Genomic DNA, 20,470 nt, shown 5'->3' on the forward strand with positions numbered 1-20,470 from the left:
ATGTCCGGCGGGAGGGGCCCTGTCGTATGGTCGATCCCCGGCCACGATCGGCCGCCTGCGGTCAGGAGAAGAACGATGCGCCGTATGCTCGCCGTCACCGCGCTCACCGCCGTCCTGCTCTCCGGCGGCGGGTGCGCGGCCGAGCGCCCGGAGCGGGCCGGCCCACCCGGCGGCGCACCTAGCGGTGGCGTCACGCCGGGCGGTTCCGTCGGCGGCGGGGCGCCGGGGGCCGGCAGCGGGGCGGCCGGCGGCAACGCGCCCGAGGTGTGTGCCGCGGCACAGCGGGCCGGCGAGACGGCCGTACGGACGTACGTCGAGGAGCTCGGCAAGATGGTCGCGGCGGTCGGGTCGGACGACGCCGCGGCGGCCCGGACCGCCCGGGACCGCATCTCCACCGCGCTGACCGACTGGCGCAGCACGCTGCGGCGCGAGTCGACCCGGGCCGAGGACGCCCAGCTCAAGACCCTCCTCGCGGACATGGCGGCGGAGGTCGGCACGCTGGGCACCGACGTCGACTCGATCGACGAGACCGGGCTCGACCGGCTCCGGCAGCGCCTCGACCAGCTCTGCGCCCGCTGACCGGCGGGGCCCGGTTTGGGTGTGGGCCCTCCGATGGCGTACGCTGGCCGGCGGTGCACTTTGGTGTACCGAGTTCTCGCGTGCCCGCGCCGCCGTGCCTCTGCTACCCGGCGAGCCGCCGCGGGAACACCCGCCAGCAGCCTCAACGACAGGGAGTCCGCCTCCGATGTACGCGATCGTCAAGACCGGCGGCAAGCAGTACAAGGTCGCCGAGGGCGACGTGATCGAGGTCGAGAAGCTCGTCGGTGCCCCCGGCGACGCGGTGAAGCTCACCGCGGTGCTCCTCGTCGACGGTGACGACCTGGTGACCGACGCGGCGAAGCTTGCCAAGGTCGCGGTGTCCGGCGAGATCGCCGCGCACACCAAGGGCCCGAAGATCCGGATCCACAAGTTCAAGAACAAGACCGGCTACCACAAGCGCCAGGGTCACCGCCAGCCGTTGACCCAGGTCAAGGTGACCGGCATCTCCAGCGGGAAGTAGGTCGTCCTCAGATGGCTCACAAAAAGGGTGCGTCCAGCTCGCGCAACGGCCGTGACTCCGCGGCGCAGCGGCTCGGCGTGAAGCGCTTCGGTGGTCAGGTCGTCAGCGCGGGTGAGATCCTCATCCGTCAGCGTGGCACCAAGTTCCACCCCGGTGACCTGGTCGGCCGCGGCGGAGACGACACGCTCTTCGCGCTGGCCGCCGGTTCGGTCCAGTTCGGCACCAAGCGCGGTCGCAAGACCGTCAGCATCGTGCCGCAGCAGTAGTTCGAAGGCGTTGCGGGCCGCGGACCTCGTGTCCCGGCCCGCTTCGCTTTTTTCGTGCGGGGCGTGACCCTCGCTGGAAGGATTGACGCCCGTGGCGACGTTCGTTGACCGGGTCGTCCTGCACCTGCAGGCCGGCGATGGTGGGCACGGTTGTGTCTCGATCCACCGGGAGAAGTTCAAGCCGTTCGGCGGCCCCGACGGCGGCAACGGCGGGCACGGCGGCAGCGTGTCCCTGGTGGTCGACCCGCAGGTGACGACGCTGCTGGACTTCCACTTCCGCCCGCACGTGAAGGCCGAGAACGGCAAGGGTGGCGCCGGGTCGAACCGGGACGGCGCGAACGGCCGCAACCTTGTGCTCAAGGTGCCGAACGGCACCGTGGTGCAGGCCCCCGACGGCACGGTCCTGGCCGACATGGTCGGCACCGGCACGACCTTCGAGGTGGCCCGGGGCGGGCGCGGCGGCCGGGGCAACGCGTCGCTGGCCAACGCCCGGCGCAAGGCCCCCGGCTTCGCCGAGCTGGGCGAGCCCGGCGAGCAGCTCGACGCGGTGCTGGAGCTCAAGAGCGTCGCCGACGTCGGGCTGGTGGGCTTCCCGTCGGCCGGCAAGTCGTCGCTGATCTCGGTGATCTCCGCCGCCAAGCCGAAGATCGCCGACTACCCCTTCACCACCCTGGTGCCCAACCTGGGCGTGGTCCGGCTGGACAACCACACCTTCACCGTCGCCGACGTGCCCGGCCTGATCCCCGGGGCGGCCGCCGGCAAGGGCCTCGGCCTGGAGTTCCTGCGGCACATCGAGCGCTGCGCGGTGCTGGTGCACGTCATCGACACCGCCACCCTGGAGCCCGGCCGGGACCCGGTCGCTGACATCGACACCATTGAGGCCGAGCTGACCGAGTACGGCGGCCTGGCCGACCGTCCCCGGCTGGTGGCGCTCAACAAGGTCGACGTGCCCGACGGCCGGGACCTCGCCGAGATCGTCCGCCCCGACCTGGAGGAGCGCGGTTTCCGGGTGTTCGAGGTCTCCGCGGCGACCCGGGAGGGGCTCAAGGAGCTCATGTACGCCATGGCGGAGCTGGTGGAGCAGGGACGCAAGGCCGCGCCGCCGGCCGAGGCGACCCGGATCGTGATCCGCCCCCGGGCGGTCGACGACGCCGGCTTCACCATCGAGGCCGCGCCGGACGGCGCCTGGGTCGTGCACGGTGTCCGTCCCGAGCGGTGGGTGCGGCAGACGAACTTCGACAACGACGAGGCCGTCGGCTACCTGGCCGACCGGCTGGCCCGCCTGGGTGTCGAGGAGAAGCTGGGCAAGGCCGGCGCGGAACCGGGCGACCTGGTCCGGATCGGCGAGCGGGAGTTCGACTGGCAGCCGACCCTCTACGCCGGGGCCGACTTCATCCCCGGCAACCGGGGCACCGACGTCCGGCTGGAGGAGAAGTCCACCCGGGCGTCCGCCGCGGAGCGGCTGGCGGCCCGCAAGGCCCGCCGGCAGCGCCCGGAGGACGACGTCGAGGGCACCGACGCCGACGTCTCCGACGACGTCGCCCCGGCGGACGGCTTCGGCGACGCCGGGCCGGTCCGGGAGGCTGACCCGTCCGACGGGCCCGGTGCCTCCCAGGGGCCCGGCCCGTCCCGCATCGCGGCGGCGGGCGACGCCGAACAGCCCGCCCAGGCGGGCGACGCCGAATAGCCCGCCCAGGCGGGCGACGCCGAATGGCTCGTCGCGCTCCGTGCGCGGGTCGATTGCCGGAAACCTGCCCGAAATCCCCGCCGCCTAGCGTGGCCTGATGCTGATCGAGTCGCGCCCCGCCACCGATGCGGAGATCGACGCCCTGGTCACCGCCCAGCAGCGCGAGCTGCGGGCGGCCGACGGCGGGCTGGACGGCCAGGCGACCGTCACCCACGACGACATCCGCTACCTGGTGGTGGTCGCCGACGGGCGGGCGGTCGCCTGCGGCGGGATCCAGGCGCTCGACGCCGGCACCGGCGAGGTGAAGCGGATGTACGTCCGCCCGGCCCACCGGGGGCGGGGCATCGCCCGGCAGTTGCTGACCGCGCTGGAGGAGTTGGCCTTCCAGCAGGGGTACGCGGTGCTCCGCCTGGAGACCGGCACGTACCTGCCGGCCGCGATCGGGCTCTACACCTCCAGCGGGTACGAGCCGATCCCGGTCTACGGCGAGTACGTCGGCAACCCGTACAGCGTGTGCTTCGCCAAGCGGCTGCGCGTGCCGGCCTGACGGGGCCGGGCGGTCAGTCGCCGGTGTGCGCGTGTACGGCGGTGACCGGCTTCGACTCCGGCGACGCGTGCTGACGCAGGAAGATGCTCAGCACGATCAGCGTGCCGACGGCGAGGAACTCGCTCTGCCAGTTCTGCATCGACTGGAACCAGAAGTCGCTCGTGCCGAGGAACTCCCACACGCCGATCGGCGGCGCGCCGCTCTGCAGCGCCTGCTGCTGGTTGTAGTCGGCGGTCCCGCCGAGCAGGTGGCCGACGAACGAGCCGGCGAAGATCAGCAGCAGCGCGATGGAGAGGCTGTTGCGGTAGACCACCAGGGGCAGCCCGCCGGCGCGTACGGGCCAGGGGGAGTCCGGGGTGGCCCGCCGCTCGTCGTCCTCGGGCCGGTCGGTCTGCCCCACCGGCTTCGACTCCGCCGACCCGCGCTGCACCAGGTAGGCGGTGAGCAGGACGTAGCCGCCCATCTGGAGGAACTCCGACTCCCAGTTCTCGAAGACCGACTCCATGAAGTGCCCGGTGCCCAGGTACGCCGGCCAGCTGGTCGGCGCGGCCCCGAACTCGGCCAGCTCCTGGTTGTGCGTCTGCCAACCGAACACGCTCTGCAACACCAGGAAGACGAGAAAAGCGCCGAACATCGCCACGGTCAGCGCGTTGTCACGCAACCACCTCGGCATGACGCCCCTCCTCGTCGACGGCCTCCGACCTCCGTGCCCGGAGGGCGCGGCGGGCAAACGCCGCCACGCGGCGCGGGTCAGGGGCGGTCGAAGGGGTCGTCGGCCCGGGTGCCCGTGCCCACCTGGTTGGAGAGCAGCAGCCCGAAGGCGAGCATGCCGAAGCCGAGGACCAGGTGCAGCCAGTTGTCGGCGTCGTTGACCGGGATGAAGTTCGCCGCGCTCTCCCGGTCGATCGCGAAGCCGTACAGCCACAGGCCGAGGTAGAGGGCGCCGCCGCCGGCGAGGAAGACCCGGGCCCCGGCGACGCTGCGGGCCAGCAGCAGACCGGCCAGTCCGAAGCCCAGGTGCAGCGCGTTGTGCAGGATCGACACCTGGAACAGGCCGAGCAGCCGGGCCTCGGAGTGGTGGCCGGCGAACGTCATGTCGGCGTAGTTGATGGTGATGCCGGGGATGAACCCGAGCACTCCGATCAGGGTGAAGACCCCGGCCGCGGCCACGGCGGCGAGCTGCACCTTCGGCTTCGGGCCCGCCGGGCCGCCGCGTGCATGTCGTGCCATCGATTCACCTCCGTGGACCTGCGGAACGCCCTGCCCGCGGCGCCGGCGGCGGGGGAGCGTCGGACACTGTGCGTGACAAGGACGACACGCGATCCGCCGATCCTCCATTTTGTAGCGGTCCGGCGGCGGCCCGCAGGGAAAGTCACGAAGGAGGTATGGAACCGGCAACGCAGGGTAGGTCAAGAGGTGCGACGGCAGTAACGGCCGACGCATCCCCCCAGCACACACCCGCGGAGACTTTCCGAGCGGAAGGGAAATCATGACCTACGATCTGTCACCCACGACTTCCACGTACGGGCAGGAGTCGAGCAACGGCAGCGGCGTCCGCGAGCAGGCCCGTCAGGTCGGCTCGGAGGCCAAGCACGCCGGTGGCGCCGTCGCCGGGACGGCCAAGGAGCAGGGCCGGGAGGTCGTCGGCGAGGCGAAGCTCCAGGCGCGCAACCTCTACGGCGAGGCCCGCAGCCAGCTCGCCAGCCAGGCCGGCGACCAGCAGCGGCGTGCCGCCGGCGGGCTCCGTTCGCTGGCCGACGAGATGCGCTCGATGGCCGAGCAGGGCGGCCAGGCCGGCCCGGTGAGCGAGATCGCCCGCCAGGCCGCCGACCGGGTGCACGGCGTGGCCGGCTGGCTGGAGCAGCGCGAGCCCGGCGACCTCATCGCCGAGGTGCGCGACTACGCGCGTCGCAACCCGGGCACCTTCCTGGTCGGCGCCGCCGTGCTGGGTGTGCTCGCCGGCCGGCTGACCAAGAACATCTCGGCCGCCGGCGACGGCCAGGGTGGCAACGGCTACCCCGCGTACGGCTCGGACGCCGGCTACGACCCGGAGCGGACCGCGGTCATCCCGACCCCGCCGGCCCCGCGTGCGGTGCCGGACGCCGTACCGCCGGGCGGCTACCTCGACCCGACCCCGGGCGCGTACGCCGACCCGCAGACCACCACCAGCTACGCCGACCCCGCCGGTGGCGTCGGCCAGCCGCTGCCGCCGGTGAGCCAGACCGACCCGCTGCCGGGCGTGCCGTCGACCGGGACCACCCGTCCGTGAGCCCAGGAATCACCCGAAGGGAGGCGGCGGCATGAGCATGCCGACGCAGGGGGCGGGGCTGGACTCCGGCTACCACCCCCACGACGCGGACGAGGTCAGGGGCAGCTCGATCGGTGAGCTGATGCGCCAGGTCACCAGCGACCTGTCGACCCTGATGCGGCAGGAGGTCGAGCTGGCCAAGGCCGAGATCCGCCAGGAGGGCAAGAAGGCGGGCAAGACCGCCGGCTTCTTCGGCGGCGCCGGCTTCGGCGGCTACATGGTGGCCCTCTTCCTGTCGCTGGCCCTCTGGGCCGGGCTGTCCAACGTGATGGACGCCGGCTGGGCGGCCCTGATCGTGGCCGTCATCTGGGGCGCGATCGCCGCGGTCCTCTACACCAAGGCCAAGAAGAGCGCCGAGCACATCCGCGGCCTCAAGCAGACCAACGACAGCGTGCAGCGGATCCCCGACGCGCTCAAGCCCCACCCGCAGGAGGTCGCCCGATGAGCACCGACCCGGACCAGATCCGCCGGGAGATCGAAGCCACCCGGAACAACCTGAGTTCCGACGTGGACGCGCTGGCGTACAAGGTCAGCCCCGCCCGCATCGTCGACGACCGCAAGCAGCGGGCCCGCAACGCACTGCAGAATGTGAGGGACAAGGTGATGGGAAGCGCTTCCGACCTGGGTCACAGCACCAAGCACGGCGCCCACGCGGTGGGCGACCATGCCTCCTCGGCAGCATCGACCGTGAGTGACAAGGCCCACTCGGCCGCCTCGACGGTCAGCGACAAGGCACACTCGGCGGCCTCGACGGTCAGCGACGCCGCGCAGCGGGCGCCGCACGTGATCCGGCAGAAGTCCGAGGGCAACCCGCTGGCCGCCGGCCTGATCGCCTTCGGCGTCGGCTGGCTCGCCTCCTCGCTGATCCCGTCGACCCGCCGCGAGCAGCAGGTGGCGTCGCAGGTCAAGGAGAAGGCCGGCGAGCACGCCGGGGTGGTGAAGGAGAAGCTGGGCGAGGTCGCCAACGAGCTGAAGGAGGAGCTGCGCGAGCCGGCGCAGCACGCCACCCAGTCGGTGCGCTCCACCGCCCAGGACGCGGTGCACGCCGTCAAGGACGACACCCGTTCGGCCGCGCACGACGTGAAGGACCAGGCGCAGCACTCCCGCGAACAGGTGCGGTACTGACCAGCCCGATCACCGTACGCCGCAGCTCGCGGCCACTCCCGGAGCACCGTCCGGGCAGTGGCCGCGAGCTGTCGTGTGCGTCCCGGGCGGGTGACGGTGCGGGAAGTCAGCGCAGGTGGCGGCGGAGGGTGCGTTCGAAGTGGGCGGCGCGACGCACCCGGCCGCCCGCGTAGCGGACCCCGCCGAGGAGCAGGCGCCGGCCGACGGCGAGCCAGCCGCACACGCCGCGCTCCAGCAACCAGAGCGGGGCCGCCAGGGCGGTGGCCGGCGGGAAGACCGCAGCGCCCCCGCCCCGGCGCCGGCCCGCCTCGGCGAGCGCCACCGTGGTCACGGCCGCCCCGAGCAGCAGCCTCGGCCGCCGGGTCGCGACCGCCGCGGCCAGCGCCGGCAGGACCGCGAGCGAGGTGACCAGGCGGGCCGGCTGGGCCAGGTCGTCGTACGCCTGGCGGACCCGTTGGCCCAGGAAGTGGGCGGTGTCCGGCGGCAGCCGGCGTACGTGCAGCCAGGCGGGTGCCGCCTCGGTCCCCCCGTACGCGCGCACGGTGCGGATCAGCTCCAGGTTCTCGAAGAGCACGTCCGGGTCGTACCCGCCCATGGTGAGGAAGGTGCTCCGGCGTACCGCCAGGGTGCCGGGGTAGTCGGCGCCGAGCGCCCGGTTGAGCAGGGTGCGCCCCGTGTCCCACCACGCGTGCCAGGGCAGCGGGTCGAAGTAGTTCTGCGGCCGGACCAGGTCCACCCGGTCGAGCAGCCGGTGCACGGCGAGCAGCCCCGCCTCGTCGTACCGGACGTCGTCGTCGGCGATCACCACGTGCTCGTGCCGGGCCGCGCCGACGCCGGTGAGCACCCCGGTCACCTTGCCGTTGACGCCGCGCAGGGCGGGATCCGGCCGCAGGTGCCGGACCAGGCCGCGCCAGGCCTCCGCGTGCCGGGCGAACAGTTCCGGCGGCGACCCGTCGACCACCGTCACGTCGACCCGGGCGCTCAGCCGCCGCAGGTAGGCGGTCAACTCGGCCAGCCCGGCGTCGTCGGTCCAGCGCAGCGGCAGCACGTACGCCAGGGGAAGCCGACGCTCGCCGGCGCTCCCGGCCGTCGGCGCGCCGGTGCCGCGGCCGTCGCCGCCGGGAGCGGCACCGGCCGGGCGGGCCGGGGCGCTCACGCCTGCTCCGGGCGGCGGTAGACGGAGACGTGCTCGCGGCTGTGGTCGGTGAACGGCCGGCCGCTCCAGTCCTCCCACCGGTGCTCGCGGCGCAGCCCGCCCAGTTGGGCCATCAGGTCAAGCTCCGCCGGCCAGGCGTAGCGGTGGTTGGCGGGCAGCAGGCGCACCCCGTCGTTGCCGATCCGGACCTTCGTGGTGGTCATCCGCTGCTCGGCGGGGTGCAGCAGGGCCGCCTCCAGCAGCACCACGTCCTCCGCCACCCGCACCGGCCGCAGCGCGCCGCCGGCGCGGAAGGCGCCCGGGTCGGGCACCCACGCCTCGACGACGAACCGGCCGCCGGGGCGCAGGTGGGCGGCGGCGTTGCGGAAGCAGGCCACCTGGGCGGCCTGGTCCGGCAGCGCGAAGATCGTGTTGAACGCGAGCACCACCAGGGCGAACTCGCCGGGCACCCGGGTCTCGGCGAAGTCGCCGACGGCCACCTCGACCGCGTCCCCGCCGGGCTTGGCGCGCAGCCCGGCGGCCATCTCCGGGGAGCCCTCGACACCGGCGACGGTCAGTCCCCGGGCGGCCAGCGGCAGGGCGAGCCGGCCGGTGCCGATGCCGAACTCGCACACCGGGCCGCCGTCGGCGAGCGCGGCGAGCCGCTCCACCGCCGCGTCCGGTGCCAGGTGCGCGTACGTCTCGTCGTAGACGTCCGCGGCGTGCCGGCCGTACTCGCTGGCGTCGAAGGACACGGTGCCTCCCGGTGGCGGTGGGTGCCCGCAGCAGGTGCCCGGTTATCGACCGGGCAAACCGGCACGTCGTTTCGGTGGGACGGTCCCGGGTAGCGCAACTGGTGCGGGTGGTCGATTCCCGGGCACCCGGGTGGAGGAGACGAGATGACCAGCAACGGAACGAGGTGGGCGCTGCTCGGCGCCACCACCGTGACCGTGGTCGGCGTCGGCCGGGCGGTGGCCCGTCGACGACGCCGGCACCAGCCCGAGCGCCGCGACGGCTGGTACGTGGTGCGGCGCGGGGTGACGATCGACCGGCCGGCGGCGGCGGTCATCGGCTTCTGGACCGACCGGGAGCGGATGGACCGGGCGCTGGCCGGGTGGGCGACCCTGGAGCGGCTCGACGACGACCGGTGGCGCTGCGTGGCGCGGGACCCGGCCGGCGGGGGCACCGAGTGGCGGGCGGAGATCACCGTCGAGGGACCCGGGCGGCTGCGCTGGCGGGTCACCGACGGGCCGGAGCAGGAGGGCACGGTCCACCTGACGCCGGCGCCCCAGGACCGGGGCACGGAGGTCCGCGCCGAGCTGCGGTGGCGCTCCGGGCCGCTGCGCCGGGCGTTCGGACTCCTCGGCGGCGACGACCCGGACCAGGCCCTGCGGGACGCGCTGCGCCGGGTGAAGGCGCTGGTCGAGTGCGGCCAGGTCATCGACACCCGGCGGGACCCGTCCGGGCGCGGCCCGGCCCAGGAGAAGGCGACAGACAAGGTGCGGGAGAGGCTGAGGACGGGAGGGCGGGCATGAGGGCGCTCTGCTGGGAAGGCGTCGGCAAGCTGGCCGTGCGCGACGTGCCGGAGCCGCGGATCCGCGCCGAGGGCGACATCATCGTCAAGGTCGGCGCCAGCAGCGTGTGCGGCTCGGACCTGCACCTGATCAACGGCTTCCTGCCGGCGATGCGGGAGGGCGACGTCCTCGGCCACGAGTTCATGGGCGAGGTCGTGGAGACCGGTCCCGGCGTACGGCGGCTGCGCGTCGGCGACCGCGTCGTGGTCGGCTCGGTGGTGGCCTGCGGCGGCTGCTGGTACTGCCGCACCGAGCAGTACTCGCTCTGCGACAACTCCAACCCGCAGCCGGTCTTCACCGAGAAGCTCTGGGGCCACTCGCCGGCCGGCATCCTCGGTTACTCGCACGCCGCCGGTGGCTACTCCGGCAGCCACGCCGAGTACGTCCGCGTGCCCTTCGGCGACATCGGGGCGTTCCAGGTGCCGGACGGGGTGCCCGACGACTCGGTGGTGTTCGCCTCCGACGCCATGCCCACCGGCTGGATGGCCGCCGACTTCTGCGCGCTGAAGGGCGGCGAGGTGGTCGCGGTCTGGGGCGCCGGCGGGGTCGGCCAGATGGCGGCCCGCTCCGCCCAGCTCCTCGGCGCCGAGCGGGTGATCGTGATCGACCGGCTGCCGGAGCGGCTCGCCACCGCCGCCGACCGGCTCGGCGTGGAGACGGTCAACTACGCCGAGACCGACGTGCTGGAGGCGCTGCGGGAGATGACCGCCGGCCGGGGGCCGGACGCGTGCATCGAGGCCGTCGGCATGGAGTCGCACGACGTCGGGCCGGTGTACGCGTACGACAGGGCGAAGCAGACGGCCCGGCTGCAGACCGACCGCCCCACGTCGGTCCGGCAGGCGATCATGGCCTGCCGCAAGGGCGGCACGGTGAGCATCGTCGGCGTCTACGCCGGCCTGGTGGACAAGTTCCCGCTCGGCGCGGCGATGAACAAGGCGCTGGTGCTGCGGATGGGGCAGATGCACGCCCAGCGCTACATTCCGATGCTGCTGGACCGGATCGCGGCCGGCGAGATCGATCCCGGTTACCTGGCCACCCACCCGATGTCGCTGGAGCAGGGCGCGCGGGGCTACGAGATGTTCGAGAAGAAGGAGGACGGCTGCCTGCGCAGCGTCCTGCACCCGGCCTGAGCGCGTCGCGACCGCACCGCCCCCGGGGCCGTCGAGGTCCCCGGGGCGGTGCCGCGTTCAGGCCGTGCGGCGGACGTTGGTGACCAGGAACCCACTCGGCGGCAGCGCCGGCATCCGGTGCAGGCTCAACGCCAGGTCCTGCGGTGGCACGTCGTACCGCATCGTCGTGGTCAGGTTCGTCACCGCCCGCTTCATCAGCTCGATCGTGATCCACTCCCCGGCGCAGCGGTGACCGGTCAGGTGCTCGCCGCCGCCCTGCGGCACGAGGGCGAACGGGTCGCCCCGCCAACCGGTGAAGCGCTCCGGCCGGAACCGCTCCGGCTCCGGCCAGAGCGCCGGGTGGTGGTTGGTGCCGTACAGGTCGAGCAGCACCCGCCGGCCGCGCGGGAAGTGGTAGCCCTGCCAGTCGAACGAGCGCCGGACCCGGGCGGCGGCCACGGGGAAGAAGGGGTAGTAGCGGCGTACCTCCTGCACGAAGCTCTCGGCGGCCTCGTCGCTCTCCCGGACCCGTTCCCGCCAGGCCGGGTGGTCGTGCAGGGCCAGCGCGGCGAAGACGATGAAGCGGTCGACGGCGACCGTGGGCCGCAGCACGTTGAGCAGCTCGACGGCCGCGATCCGGCGGGGGAGCAGCCGCCCGTGGGCGTCGCGGTGCTCGGCGACCACCCGCAGCGCGCTGCCCTCGGGGGCGGGGAGCGTGCCGGCGCGCTGCCGGTCGACGACCTGACCGATCCAGCGTTCGCCCCGGCGGCGGCCCCACAGGCCACGCCAGTGCTGGGGGCCGAGCGCCGCCGGCCCTTCGATCATCGCGTGCAGCTCGGCGGTACGCCGGTCCACCTCGGAGTTCGCGAGCGGCACGCCGGCCCAGGCGCAGACCGCGCGGGTCAGCATCCGGCCGACCTCGTCGTAGAGCACCACCGGCTTGCCCGACTCCCAGGACGGGACGCGGGCCCGCCACTCGTCGTCGAAGAGCTGCGCGAGCTGCCGGACCGCGGTCGGCGTCATGATCGACATGAACATGGCCTTGCGGTCGGCGTGGTCCGCCCCGTCGAGGCCCTGCACACCGCCTCGGCCGGTGAGGGTGCGCTGCGCCCGCTTCGGCATGGCGCCCGCCCGGACGAAGCGCTCGGTGTCGTAGAAGAGCTCCGCCGCCGCCCGGCCGCGCAGGCAGATGGTGGGCTCCAGCAGCAGCCGGGCCTGGAAGATGTCGGTGCCGTGGCGGTCGCAGCGTCGGCCGACGAAGCGGTAGCCGTCGCGCAGGAACGCCACCGAGCTGTCCGGGCTGCGCTCCGTCGGGATGGTCGCCATCGGGCCTCCTGACCGAAGGTGGCGGCCGTTGCCGGCCGGGTCCTGTCCGTACCTCTGCGTCTACCCGGGCCGGCGTGCCTGAACCCCGCCGCCGGGTCGGCCGCGGCGCGGGGCGGGCGGCGGGTGGTGCCGGGGGAGGGGCCAGCGGACGACGCGTCTGCTGGCCCCTCCCAGGGACGCGGCGAGCTGGTTTCCTCGGGAGAGCGGTCCGCGCCGGTCCGCCGCCGGCACGACCGCGGCGGTGGCCGGGACGGAACGCGGGCGGTCCACCGCAGGACGAGGCCGCCCACGATCGCCACGGGGAGGACACATGCGTGACAACAGGCCGGCGTACTGGCGGCAACGGCAGGCGCGGGAGGCGCTCGGCGCGGCCGGGGAGGTCGCCCGCGCCTCGTTGATCGCGCCGCCCCGCCGTTCTGCCTGGCCGGGCCGGTTCTTCACGGTGCACCTCGGCTTCACCGCCGCCGACCTGGCGTCGGCCCGGGAGTTGGCCGTCGGGTACGCGGAGGCGCTGAGTCTGCTGCGGTCCGAGGTGGCCCTGGGCGCGTCGGCGCTGTCGCCGGCCGAGGCGTGGCAGCAGGCCGAGCGGTTGTTCTGCGGCGCGTCCGGCCCGGACGGCGAGCGCTGCGCCGACGTCGCCGGCCATCCCGGCTTCCATCACGCTCCGGGGCCGGGCGGGCTCGGCTGGGGCGACGGCGACTAGCCCGCCATTCGAGATCACCGATGCCGCAGTCGCGCGTGCGGGCGATGGGAAAGATCGACCCGTGCGCGGCTGTCGGATACCCGTCGCGGACGTGAATCCGGGAGCGGGGACATCGCATTTGCCGTCATCGAAGAAATGCCGTGCCAGGAATCCCGCCAGCGGCTCATTTCGAAGCGGCGACAGCTCTGCTGAGGAATTGATCTCAAGATCCGTGTCGGAGCAACCTCTTCGCCAGTCGCCCGTTTTGTGGCTATTTAGCGGTCGAATTCGCAGCGCCGGCGACGCCGAAAGGTCGGCCCCGATCACCAATGCCGGAAGTGCCTCGTTTGTTCACCGAGGCAACCGCGCCAGGTGATCCGGAGGTTGACTCCCCACCAGGCGGAAAACGACCGCTCCTGCGAGTTCGGGGGAATCGCACATGCACGTGATGCTGGCCTGGTTCGCCGACGACAATCCGTCGGAGAGCGCCCGGCGCGCCGCGAGACATCGCTTTGAAACGGCCGTCGCCGACGTGGTGCCCGACAGTTTCGTACGACACGAATTCGGCGCCGACGACTGGGGCGTGACCGTCCTGCACCGCAGCGACCGGGGCGCCTACCGGTGGCCGACCGTCGACACCGTCGGGCCGGTCACCGCCGTGTCGCTCGGGCTGCCCGTGGGGGTCGACGTGACGGGCGGCCCGGCGGCGCTGGCCGGGCGCCTGCTGGTGGGCGAGGAGGTGCACCGCGAGGTGGTGCCACCGTTCGGCCTGCTGGCCCTCGACGCGGCCGGGAACTTCGCCCTGCAACAGGACTGGATCGGCATGTGCCGGGTCTTCACGGGCCGGTCGGCCGGCCTGACGGCCTTCTGCACCCGGCCCAGCCTGCTGGCCGCGTTCCTGCACGGCGACCTGCGGCCCGACCTGGACGGCTGGGCGTCGTACACCCTCTGCGGGCACTTCGGCGGCGACAGCTCCCCGGTGCGGGGCGCCCGACTGCTCCGCCCCGGCGAGCGGGTGACCGGCCGCCGGCGCGACGGCGGCGGGTGGCAGCTCACCACCACCACGAAGTACGCGACCGACGACGTGGTGCGGGACGGGCTGGCGGCGCAGGGGCGACCGGTGACCGAGCTGCTGGACCGCGCCGCCGACGCCATCACGACCACCGCGGCCAGCATCCACGGCCTCTACGACGAGGACATCACCCTCGGGCTGTCCGGCGGGAAGGACTCCCGGCTCATCGCCGCGTCGCTGATCGCGGCCGGCCGGACCCCCAGGTTCCTGACCAACGAGGACACCCGCGCCGAGGGCGAGGTCGCCCGCGAACTGGTGCGGATCCTGCGCGACAAGCGGGGACTGCACCCCGAGCACACGCTCCGGCTCGCCGGGGCGCGGGCCAACGTGCTCGGGACCGGCCTGTACGAGCGGGCCCGGCGACTGCAACAGCTGACCGACCACCAGTTCCCCTCCAGCTACCTGGTGCGCCCCGCCGGCCCCGGGCGTCTGGTCGACCAGGCCGGCCCGGCGACCTTCACCGGTGCCGCCGGAGAGCTCGCCACCGAATACTGGTATCCCCCGACGGACGACGACGGCGAGCCGTCCCCGCAGGAGACCGCCCTGGCCCGGCTGCTGAACGCCGTGCCGACGGGCGTGGCCGACGCGGCCGTCGGCACCGCGGAGCGGGAGAGGATCCGCGGCCTGCTCGACCACGGCAGCGGGCTCGGCCTGCACGACCTGCGCCTGGTCGACTACATCTACCTGGTGGAGCGGGTCCGCCGCTGGTACACCTCCGCCTACGCGATCGGGATGGTCACCCCGTTCCTCTCGCCCGGCTTCGTCGCCGCCACCTTCGCGTTGACCCCCGGGCAGAAGCGCGAGCGGCTGCTGCACACCGGGCTGATCGCCCGCCTGGTGCCCGAGTGGGCACAGGTCCCGTTCGTCAGCGTCTCCACCGGCCCGTCCACCGCCACCCGGGTGTGGGAGGGTGACGGCCTCCAGGCGATGGCCGAACTGCTGGACACCGCCCACGGCCCGCTGACCGGTCTCGTCCGGCGGCCCGCCGTGGAGAAGGCGCTCCGCACCGCGGCCCGGGGCGGCCGACCCGACCAGCGGACGCTGCAACAGTTCACCTGGCTGGCGCTCGCCTCCGAGCAGCTCGAACCGGGCACTACCCGGCCCGCCACCGGCGCCGCGTACGCCCGGATCACCGCGCCCCCGCAGCAACGCCAGCCGGCCGGCGGCGCGGTCGCCCGACTGCGCTGGGTCAAACGGACCCGGCTCGGTGGCCGGCTCTGGTCGGCGGTGGCCAAGCGGGTGCGGCCACGGCGACCGAGCCAGTGAGCGGGCCCGCCAGCGTCACCTGGCCCCGCCCCGCCACCTGACCGACCACCGGTACGGGGCCGGGTACGCGGAGCGCCCGGTCCCGTACCGCCGCCGGCCGGGGGAACAGCCGACCCATCGACGATGTCCTATTGCGAAGCCTGTGTGACCACGAGTAGCTTGGCACCGTTGCAGAGCCGAGCCGGCCTCGCACCCGTACGTCGCACTCGTCACGAGCGCGCCGCGCACCGCCATCCGCGTGCGCCTGGGCAGGCGTGCCTGTGCCCCGATCCGTCGGGGCCTCACCCTGAGGTAGGCCATGAAGAGAAGACTTCTCTCCGTCGGCGCCGCGTTGCTCGCCGTCGCCGCGTCCGTCCTGATGTTCGTCAAGCCGGCGGACGCGGCGGTGGGACTGCACGTCGAGGGACGCAACATCGTCGAGGCGAACGGCCAGCCGTTCGTCATGCGGGGCGTCAACCATCCCCACGTCTGGTACACGGGCGAGACCGACTCGTTCGCCGACGTCAAGGCGCTCGGCGCCAACACCGTGCGGGTGGTGCTGGGCAGCGGCAAGCGCTGGGGTCCGTCCACCGACGTCGCCGACGTGATCTCACTGTGCAAGCAGAACCGGCTGATCTGCGTACTGGAGGTCCACGACACCACCGGCTACGGCGAGGAGGGCACCGCCGCGTCGCTCGACGAGGCGGTCGACTACTGGATCAGCCAGAAGAACGCGCTCGTCGGCCAGGAGAACCACGTCGTCATCAACATCGGCAACGAGCCGATCGGCAACGTCAACGCCGGTCAGTGGACCGCCGCGACCACCGCCGCGATCACGAAGATGCGGGCCAACGGCTTCGAGCACCTGCTCATGGTCGACGGGCCGAACTGGGGCCAGGACTGGCAGTACGTCATGCGGGACAACGCGCAGGCGATCCTGGACGCCGACAGCCGGCACAACACCGTGCTCTCCATCCACATGTACGCGGTGTTCAACACGGCCGCAGCCATCACCGACTACCTGGACCGGTTCGAGGACAACGGCTGGCCGCTGGTCATCGGCGAGTTCGGCTGGCGGTTCAACGCCAACGAGGTCGACCACGAGACGATCCTGGCCGAGTCGCAGGCCCGTGGCCTGGGCTACCTCGGCTGGTCCTGGAGCGGCAACACCGACCCGATCCTGGACATGGCCACCAGCTTCGACCCCACGCGGCTCACCACCTGGGGCGAGCGGATCTTCAACGGCGCCAACGGCATCAGGGCGACCGCCAGGGAGGCCACGATCTTCGGCGGTGGGCCGAGCCCCACCGCGACGGTGACGCCCACGGTCAGCCCGACGGCTCAGCCCACCCCGACGGCTCAGCCCACCCCCACCCCGACCAGCGGCAGCAAGTCCTGCACCGCCGCCTACCGGATCGTGGGCCAGTGGCCGGGCGGCTTCCAGGGGGAGATCCGGATCACCGCCGGGAGCGCGGCGATCAGCGGCTGGACCGTGACGTGGGCCCTCGCCTCCGGCCAGGCCGTCAACCAGGCCTGGAACGCGACGGTCACCACCAGCGGATCCGCCGTCGCCGCGCGCAACGTGGGCTACAACGGCAGCCTCGGCCCGGGTGCCGACACGGTCATCGGCTTCCTCGGCTCGTGGAGCGGCACCAACCCCGTACCGCCGCTGACCTGCACCGCCACCTGACGGCCGGGCGTGCGGGCCGGGCGCGGTCAGCCCGGCCCGCACGCTCGGGCAGGCAAGCGGTCAGCCCGACTCAGTCCAGGTCGAACTCGCCGTCCTGGGCGCCGGCGACGAAGGCGTCCCACTCGGCCTGGGTGAAGACCAGGACCGGGCCCTCCGGCTCGGCGGAGTTGCGCATGCCGATCAGGTCGTCGACGAAGGCGACCTCGACGGCGCTCTCGGAGGTGTCGCCCTCGGCCCGCTGCCAGACCGCCCGGGAGAGGTCGAAGTCACCCTTGGGGTGCGAAGCCATCGTTCAGTCCTCCAGTGCCAGGGGGTCATGAGGGAAACACGCACGGTTCCCCATCGGGCAGGATAAGCGGATGCCGAGCCTGACCCGTGTAGAGGCGACCGCGCGTGGCGCGGCGATCACCGTCGAGTCCTATCAGGTGGACCTCGACCTGACCGGCGACGGCGAGCGATTCCGCTCCGACGTCACCATCCGCTTCCGGGCGACCCCCGGCGCGGAGACCTTCGTCGAGGTCCAACCCGCGAAACTGCTGGCGGTACGACTCAACGACCGCGACGTCGACCCGGCCGCGCTGGACGGCAACCGGCTGCCGCTGACCGGGCTGGCCGAGGCCAACACGCTCACCGTCGCCGCCGAGATGGCGTACTCGAACACCGGGGAGGGGATGCACCGCTTCGTCGACCCCGCCGACGGCGAGACCTACCTCTACGCATTGTCCTTCCTGGACAACGCGCAGCGCATCTTCGCCGCCTTCGACCAGCCCGACCTGAAGGCCCCGGTCACCATGTCGGTCACCGCCCCGCCGGAGTGGACCGTCGCGGCCAACGGCCAGCTCGCCGCCACGCCGCGCCCCGGGCGCTGGGAGTTCGCCCCGACGGCGCCGCTGGCCACGTACTTCGTCTCGCTGATCGCCGGCCCCTGGCACGTCCGGCGCGGCGAGCACGACGGCATCCCGCTCGGCGTCTACTGCCGGCGCTCCCTGGCGGCGCACCTGGACGCCGACGCCGAGGAGATCCTCACGGTCACCGGGCAGTGCCTCGACCGGTTCCACCAGCTCTTCGCCGAGCGCTACCCGTTCGGCAAGTACGACCAGGCGTTCGTGCCGGAGTTCAACGCCGGCGCGATGGAGAACCCGGGCCTCGTCACCTTCCGCGACGACTACGTCTTCCGCTCCGCGGTCACCGACACCGAGCGGGAGCAGCGCGCCACCACCATCGCCCACGAGATGGCGCACATGTGGTTCGGTGACCTGGTCACCATGCGCTGGTGGGACGACCTGTGGCTCAACGAGTCCTTCGCGGAGTACCTCGGCACCCGGGTCACCGCCGAGGCGACCCGTTTCGACCAGGCCTGGACGACCTTCGCCCTGCGGCGCAAGGCCTGGGGCTACGCGGCCGACCAACGCCCCTCGACCCACCCCGTGGCGCCCGAGGAGGTTGCCGACGCCGCCGAGGGCCTGCTCAACTTCGACGGCATCTCGTACGCCAAGGGCGCCAGCGTGCTGCGGCAACTGGTCGCCTGGCTCGGCGACGACGCCTTCCTCGCCGGCCTCAACGCCCACTTCGCGAAGCACCGGTTCGGCAACGCCACCCTGACCGACCTGCTCGGCAGCCTCGCCGCAGCCGCCGGGCGGGACCTGTCCGGCTGGGCGGAGCGCTGGCTGCGTACGGCGCAGGTCGACACGCTGCGCGCCGAGGTCAGCATCGACGCGGACGGCCGCTACACCCAGGTGGCGATCCGGCAGAGCGCCCCCGACTCGCACCCGGTGCTGCGCCCGCACCGCATCGGAGTCGGCCGGTACGCCGCCGACGGGACGGTCGTCCGGGCGGAGGTCGACCTCGACCCGGACGCCGACGGCGGCCGTACGGTGCTCACCGGGCTGGTCGGCGAGCCGGCGGCCCGGCTGCTGCTGCCCAACGACGGCGACCTGACGTTCGCCAAGATCCGGCTCGACCCCGCGTCGGCGGACGCCGTGCCGCTGGTGCTGCCCGGCCTGGCCGACCCGCTGGCCCGGGCACTGCTCTGGGGCGAGGCGCTGGACGCCGCCACCGACGGGGAGCGCCCGGTCGCCGGCCTGGTGGCCCTGATCGCCGCCGCCCTCCCCGCCGAGACCGAGGTGATCATCGCCGAGGACGTGCTCACGCTCAGCCGCTCGCTGGTCGACCGCTACCTCGACCCGCCCGCCCGCGAGGCCGCCCTGGCACAGGTCGCCGCCGCCTGCCGGAAACTGCTCGACGGCGCCCCGGCGGGCGGCTCGCTCCAGCTCGCGGCGGCCCGGGGCTGGATCGCCGCCAGCACCGACGCCGATCGGCTGGCCGGCTGGCTCGCCGGCCGGGACGTCCCGCCGGGGCTCGCGGTCGACGCCGAGCTGCGCTGGGCGCTGCTGCTGCGGCTGGTGGTGCTCGGCGCGGCCGGCGCGGCGGAGATCGACGCCGAGGCCGCGGCCGACCCGAGCGCCGCCGGTGCCGAGCGGGCCGCCCGCTGCCGCGCGGCGCTGCCCGATCCGGCCGCCAAACGGGCCGCGTGGGAGATCGTCGTGTCGAACACCGAGCTGTCGAACCGGCTCGTCGAGGCGACCGCGGAGGGGTTCTGGCAGCCGGAGCAGGCCGAGCTGACCGCCGGCTACGTAGCGCGGTACTTCGTCGACATGCCGGCCGCCGCGCGGGCGCGTACGCCCTGGGTGGCCGACCATGTCGCGAGACTGGCCTTCCCCCGGCACGCCGTGGCGCAGCCCACCCGGGAGGCGGCCGCGGCGCTGCTGGCCCGCGACGACGTCACCCCCGGCCTGCGGCGCGTGGTGACCGACGCCGACGACGACCTGCGCCGCGCCCTGGTCTCCCGGACGGCGGTCGCCGCGGCGGCGGCCTGACGGCCGACGGGGTGGTCACCATGGGGCGTCGAGGCTGAGTCGCCGGACGGGGACGGTCCGGCGGCCCCTCGGGGCCGCCGGTTCCGCCCGGCCTAGGATCGCGGGGTGGAGGAAGACATCCGGCGGGTCGGGATCATGGGCGGCACCTTCGACCCGATCCACCACGGGCACCTCGTCGCGGCCAGCGAGGTGGCGGACCGGTTCGGGCTGGACGAGGTGGTCTTCGTCCCCACCGGTCAGCCGTGGCAGAAGGCGGACGAGCCGGTCAGCCCGGCGGAGGACCGCTACCTGATGACGGTCATCGCCACCGCCTCCAACCCGCGCTTCCAGGTCAGCCGGGTGGACATCGACCGGGGCGGGCCCACCTACACCGTCGACACCCTGCGTGACCTGCACGCCGAGTACGGCCCGAAGGTGCAGCTGTTCTTCATCACCGGGGCCGACGCGCTGGAGCGGATCCTCTCCTGGAAGGACCTGGACGAGATCTTCGAGCTGGCTCACTTCATCGGGGTGACCCGGCCGGGCTTCGAGTTGACCGCCGCGCACCTGCCGGCCGACACGGTGAGCCTGGTGCAGGTCCCGGCCATGGCCATCTCGTCCACGGACTGCCGGGCCCGGGTCGCCCGGGGGGAGCCGGTCTGGTATCTGGTGCCGGACGGTGTGGTGCAGTACATCGCCAAGCGACGCCTCTATCAGCCGTGATTCGGCCCGGTATGGGGCGGTTCGGGCGGGTAACGCGCCAGAACTGACGAGTCGGGATTCCACCGG

Annotated in this window: 20 protein-coding genes and 1 pseudogene; 15 read left to right on the forward strand and 6 right to left on the reverse strand. The window is 73.5% G+C overall.

Features of this window, described 5'->3' with window-relative positions:
* Window positions 1-75 precede the first annotated feature (75 nt).
* The 5 genes and pseudogenes from ACLQ20_RS30050 (at window position 76) to ACLQ20_RS30070 (ending at window position 3,560) form a co-directional block, all read left to right on the forward strand.
* On the forward strand, window positions 76-579 hold the full coding sequence (locus ACLQ20_RS30050) for a hypothetical protein (protein WP_425858254.1): 504 nt from the start codon (window positions 76-78) through the stop codon (window positions 577-579).
* 166 nt (window positions 580-745) lie between these two features.
* Window positions 746-1,060 carry a 50S ribosomal protein L21 gene (gene rplU / locus ACLQ20_RS30055; RefSeq protein ID WP_088975625.1) on the forward strand — a complete coding sequence of 105 codons (315 nt, stop codon included), beginning with the start codon at window positions 746-748 and terminating at the stop codon, window positions 1,058-1,060.
* 11 nt (window positions 1,061-1,071) lie between these two features.
* Window positions 1,072-1,326, forward strand: a complete 255-nt coding sequence (gene rpmA, locus ACLQ20_RS30060) for a 50S ribosomal protein L27 (RefSeq protein ID WP_013288010.1) — start codon at window positions 1,072-1,074, stop codon at window positions 1,324-1,326.
* 91 nt (window positions 1,327-1,417) lie between these two features.
* A pseudogene (obgE, locus tag ACLQ20_RS30065) lies at window positions 1,418-2,860 on the forward strand (GTPase ObgE); the annotation flags it as partial.
* 250 nt (window positions 2,861-3,110) lie between these two features.
* On the forward strand, window positions 3,111-3,560 hold the full coding sequence (locus ACLQ20_RS30070; protein ID WP_132240444.1) for a GNAT family N-acetyltransferase: 450 nt from the start codon (window positions 3,111-3,113) through the stop codon (window positions 3,558-3,560).
* A gap of 13 nt (window positions 3,561-3,573) precedes the next feature.
* Here ACLQ20_RS30070 and ACLQ20_RS30075 read toward each other — a convergent pair whose 3' ends face one another.
* Together ACLQ20_RS30075 and ACLQ20_RS30080 are read right to left on the reverse strand one after the other, a co-directional pair.
* Complete coding sequence (locus ACLQ20_RS30075; RefSeq protein ID WP_425858255.1) at window positions 3,574-4,233, reverse strand: DUF6766 family protein; 660 nt, start codon at window positions 4,231-4,233, stop codon at window positions 3,574-3,576.
* A gap of 77 nt (window positions 4,234-4,310) precedes the next feature.
* A complete protein-coding gene (locus tag ACLQ20_RS30080) occupies window positions 4,311-4,790 on the reverse strand; it encodes a DUF4383 domain-containing protein (protein WP_151456422.1) in 480 nt (159 codons plus the stop codon).
* A gap of 259 nt (window positions 4,791-5,049) precedes the next feature.
* Between ACLQ20_RS30080 and ACLQ20_RS30085 the strand changes: the two genes are divergently transcribed.
* The 3 genes from ACLQ20_RS30085 to ACLQ20_RS30095 are packed head-to-tail and all read left to right on the forward strand — an operon-like array spanning window position 5,050 to window position 6,993.
* Window positions 5,050-5,829 carry a hypothetical protein gene (locus ACLQ20_RS30085; RefSeq protein ID WP_425858257.1) on the forward strand — a complete coding sequence of 260 codons (780 nt, stop codon included), beginning with the start codon at window positions 5,050-5,052 and terminating at the stop codon, window positions 5,827-5,829.
* Window positions 5,830-5,860: 31 nt separating this feature from the next.
* Window positions 5,861-6,313 (forward strand): phage holin family protein, encoded by a 453-nt coding sequence (locus ACLQ20_RS30090; protein WP_151456424.1) that lies wholly within the window; start codon window positions 5,861-5,863, stop codon window positions 6,311-6,313.
* Window positions 6,310-6,993: a DUF3618 domain-containing protein gene (locus ACLQ20_RS30095; RefSeq protein ID WP_151456425.1), complete on the forward strand. Its 684-nt coding sequence runs from the start codon at window positions 6,310-6,312 to the stop codon at window positions 6,991-6,993. Before ACLQ20_RS30090 ends, ACLQ20_RS30095 begins: the two co-directional genes overlap by 4 nt.
* A 106-nt stretch (window positions 6,994-7,099) precedes the next feature.
* On the opposite strand, the gene ACLQ20_RS30100 is transcribed toward ACLQ20_RS30095, so the two are convergent.
* A complete protein-coding gene (locus ACLQ20_RS30100; protein WP_425858258.1) occupies window positions 7,100-8,149 on the reverse strand; it encodes a glycosyltransferase in 1,050 nt (349 codons plus the stop codon).
* Window positions 8,146-8,883 (reverse strand): class I SAM-dependent DNA methyltransferase, encoded by a 738-nt coding sequence (locus ACLQ20_RS30105; protein WP_151456427.1) that lies wholly within the window; start codon window positions 8,881-8,883, stop codon window positions 8,146-8,148. Before ACLQ20_RS30105 ends, ACLQ20_RS30100 begins: the two co-directional genes overlap by 4 nt.
* 144 nt (window positions 8,884-9,027) lie before the next feature.
* Between ACLQ20_RS30105 and ACLQ20_RS30110 the strand changes: the two genes are divergently transcribed.
* Entirely contained in the window at window positions 9,028-9,663 is a 636-nt protein-coding gene (locus ACLQ20_RS30110) for a cyclase (RefSeq protein ID WP_132240437.1), read from the forward strand.
* Window positions 9,660-10,832, forward strand: coding sequence for a zinc-dependent alcohol dehydrogenase (locus tag ACLQ20_RS30115; protein ID WP_358121771.1), 1,173 nt, complete (start codon window positions 9,660-9,662; stop codon window positions 10,830-10,832). Before ACLQ20_RS30110 ends, ACLQ20_RS30115 begins: the two co-directional genes overlap by 4 nt.
* Window positions 10,833-10,889: 57 nt before the next feature.
* Here ACLQ20_RS30115 and ACLQ20_RS30120 read toward each other — a convergent pair whose 3' ends face one another.
* Window positions 10,890-12,137, reverse strand: a complete 1,248-nt coding sequence (locus ACLQ20_RS30120) for a cytochrome P450 (RefSeq protein ID WP_425858260.1) — start codon at window positions 12,135-12,137, stop codon at window positions 10,890-10,892.
* A gap of 310 nt (window positions 12,138-12,447) precedes the next feature.
* On the opposite strand from ACLQ20_RS30120, the gene ACLQ20_RS30125 reads away from it, so the two are divergent.
* The 3 genes from ACLQ20_RS30125 to ACLQ20_RS30135 all read left to right on the forward strand — a co-directional run bounded on the left by ACLQ20_RS30125 (window position 12,448) and on the right by ACLQ20_RS30135 (window position 16,826).
* A complete protein-coding gene (locus ACLQ20_RS30125; protein ID WP_425858262.1) occupies window positions 12,448-12,840 on the forward strand; it encodes a hypothetical protein in 393 nt (130 codons plus the stop codon).
* Between the two features lie 418 nt (window positions 12,841-13,258).
* Entirely contained in the window at window positions 13,259-15,157 is a 1,899-nt protein-coding gene (locus tag ACLQ20_RS30130; protein WP_425858263.1) for a hypothetical protein, read from the forward strand.
* Between the two features lie 298 nt (window positions 15,158-15,455).
* Window positions 15,456-16,826 carry a cellulase family glycosylhydrolase gene (locus tag ACLQ20_RS30135; RefSeq protein ID WP_425858264.1) on the forward strand — a complete coding sequence of 457 codons (1,371 nt, stop codon included), beginning with the start codon at window positions 15,456-15,458 and terminating at the stop codon, window positions 16,824-16,826.
* A gap of 70 nt (window positions 16,827-16,896) precedes the next feature.
* On the opposite strand, the gene ACLQ20_RS30140 is transcribed toward ACLQ20_RS30135, so the two are convergent.
* Window positions 16,897-17,115, reverse strand: a complete 219-nt coding sequence (locus ACLQ20_RS30140) for a DUF397 domain-containing protein (protein ID WP_151452795.1) — start codon at window positions 17,113-17,115, stop codon at window positions 16,897-16,899.
* Window positions 17,116-17,185: 70 nt separating this feature from the next.
* Between ACLQ20_RS30140 and pepN the strand changes: the two genes are divergently transcribed.
* Complete coding sequence (pepN, locus tag ACLQ20_RS30145; protein ID WP_425858266.1) at window positions 17,186-19,702, forward strand: aminopeptidase N; 2,517 nt, start codon at window positions 17,186-17,188, stop codon at window positions 19,700-19,702.
* A 105-nt stretch (window positions 19,703-19,807) separates the two neighbouring features.
* Entirely contained in the window at window positions 19,808-20,404 is a 597-nt protein-coding gene (gene nadD, locus ACLQ20_RS30150; RefSeq protein WP_132240431.1) for a nicotinate-nucleotide adenylyltransferase, read from the forward strand.
* The last annotated feature ends 66 nt before the right edge of the window (window positions 20,405-20,470 follow it).

The sequence above is a fragment of the Micromonospora sp. DT46 genome, from assembly GCF_049841735.1.
GTDB lineage: Bacteria > Actinomycetota > Actinomycetes > Mycobacteriales > Micromonosporaceae > Micromonospora > Micromonospora reichwaldensis.